This window comes from Bartonella sp. AP36NXGY, from assembly GCF_042195865.1.
GTDB lineage: Bacteria > Pseudomonadota > Alphaproteobacteria > Rhizobiales > Rhizobiaceae > Bartonella.
This window is the reverse complement of sequence record NZ_JBHIPD010000092.1, coordinates 1-1,593: the sequence shown is the minus strand read 5'-3', so window position 1 is coordinate 1,593 and position 1,593 is coordinate 1. Positions and strand designations below refer to the sequence as shown.

General features: G+C 36.8%; 3 protein-coding genes and 1 pseudogene. All 4 read left to right on the top strand.

Annotation, left to right across the window (positions count from 1 at the left end; all coding sequences use genetic code 11):
- Positions 1-463 (top strand): annotated as a pseudogene (locus tag ACFINX_RS09990) (virulence-associated protein E); the annotation flags it as partial.
- A 105-nt stretch (positions 464-568) separates the two neighbouring features.
- Positions 569-859, top strand: a complete 291-nt coding sequence (locus ACFINX_RS09985; RefSeq protein ID WP_375668786.1) for a CopG family ribbon-helix-helix protein — start codon at positions 569-571, stop codon at positions 857-859.
- Positions 856-1,128 (top strand): type II toxin-antitoxin system RelE/ParE family toxin, encoded by a 273-nt coding sequence (locus ACFINX_RS09980; RefSeq protein WP_375610964.1) that lies wholly within the window; start codon positions 856-858, stop codon positions 1,126-1,128. Before ACFINX_RS09985 ends, ACFINX_RS09980 begins: the two co-directional genes overlap by 4 nt.
- 118 nt (positions 1,129-1,246) lie before the next feature.
- On the top strand, positions 1,247-1,593 hold a 347-nt coding region (locus ACFINX_RS09975; protein WP_375668785.1), incomplete at its 3' end, for a DUF3987 domain-containing protein.

The window sequence follows — 1,593 nt, the reverse complement described above, 5'->3', positions numbered from 1 at the left end:
TTATGATCAGACGCTCTCTTTCTCAAAACAGTTTTGTGCTGATCTCAAACAAGCAAAAAGGAAAGCAGAAAGAGCAATTTGGCAACAAAGCCAACCAATCAAAAATACTTTAGCAGAAACCTATTTACGTATGCGGGATATTACATGTGATTTGCCTACAGATTTACGCTTTTACGACAAATGTCTACACCCCTCTGGGGGTACATTGCCCGCGTTGATTGCTCTTGTTAAGGGGGCTGGTTCCTTTGCCATTCATAGAACCTTTTTAAAAGACAATGGCTGCAAAACAGATCAAAAACCAGCAAAAGCCATGTTGGGATCTGTAACGGGTGGTGGGGTGCATTTAAGCCAAGCCAATCCAAAACATCTGGTCATTTGTGAAGGCATTGAAACCGGTCTGGCTCTTTTGTCTGGGTTGTTATCAGAGCCCGTTGATTTATGGGCGTCCCTTTCAACCCTATGAAAATGCAAAATAGATATAAAATATCTATTCTAATAGTACCTATTGAAGAAACAGTAAAAATACATTACATTAGAACTACTTTGTAACACATTAAGTGGTCGTAAAATGGCTGAGACAACATTTACCTTTCGCGTCGATGATGTATTAAAAAATGAATTTTCCAAAGCAGCAAAGGCGTGTGATAGATCTGGTGCACAATTATTGCGCGATTATATGCGCGATATCGTAAAAGAACAAAAAGAAAAAAGTGCATACGATTTATGGTTTCGGGAACAAGTTCAATTAGGGATAAACTCTGCTAATGCAGGTGATATAATGTCTTCTGAAGAAATCGAAGCAGAAGCAAAAGAATGGCGCTTAAAGACACAAAGTAAACTAGATAGATCAACTTTATGAAGCTAATTTGGACACAAGTAGCACACGTTGACCGCAAAAAGATCCGTGAATACATATCACAAGATAATCCTTCCGCTGCCTTAAAGTTTGATCAACTTTTATCTGAAAAAGTAGAAAAACTTGTTAAATTTCCTACCCTTGGTCGTTTAGGACGAATTGTAAATACACGTGAACTTATTGTACATCCAAATTATATCATGATTTATGATATTTCAAATGGCGTTGTGCGTATTTTACGTGTGCTCCATACAAAGAAAAAATTTCCTTAATCAACTGTATTTTTATTTATTTTGTAATTGAAGAAAATTATTTTCTACAATACTGCGCTCCGTATCAGTAAATAATGATAAATTATTATTTTTCTAATATTGCGAATATGATTGCATAATGCACTTTGCACACCGCTTAGTTTCTACTCGTAAAAATGAAGATGACACTATTGTCAATGATGTGTCTGTTGAAAAGCTTGGGGAACTCTTAAAAGAAAACCCCCGTGGTCTCTTAATGGTGCGTGATGAATTGGCTGGCTTTTTAGCCAATCTAGAAAGAAAGGAATATCAATCAGACCGCGCCTTTTATTTAACAGCTTTTAATGGCGATGATCAATTTACTTATGACCGTATAGAGCGTGGAACCATTTTTATCCCTTATGTCACTTTATCCATGATTGGAGGCATTCAACCTTCACGCATTATTCCGCTCATTCAAGCCATACACCGTGGAATAAACGATGA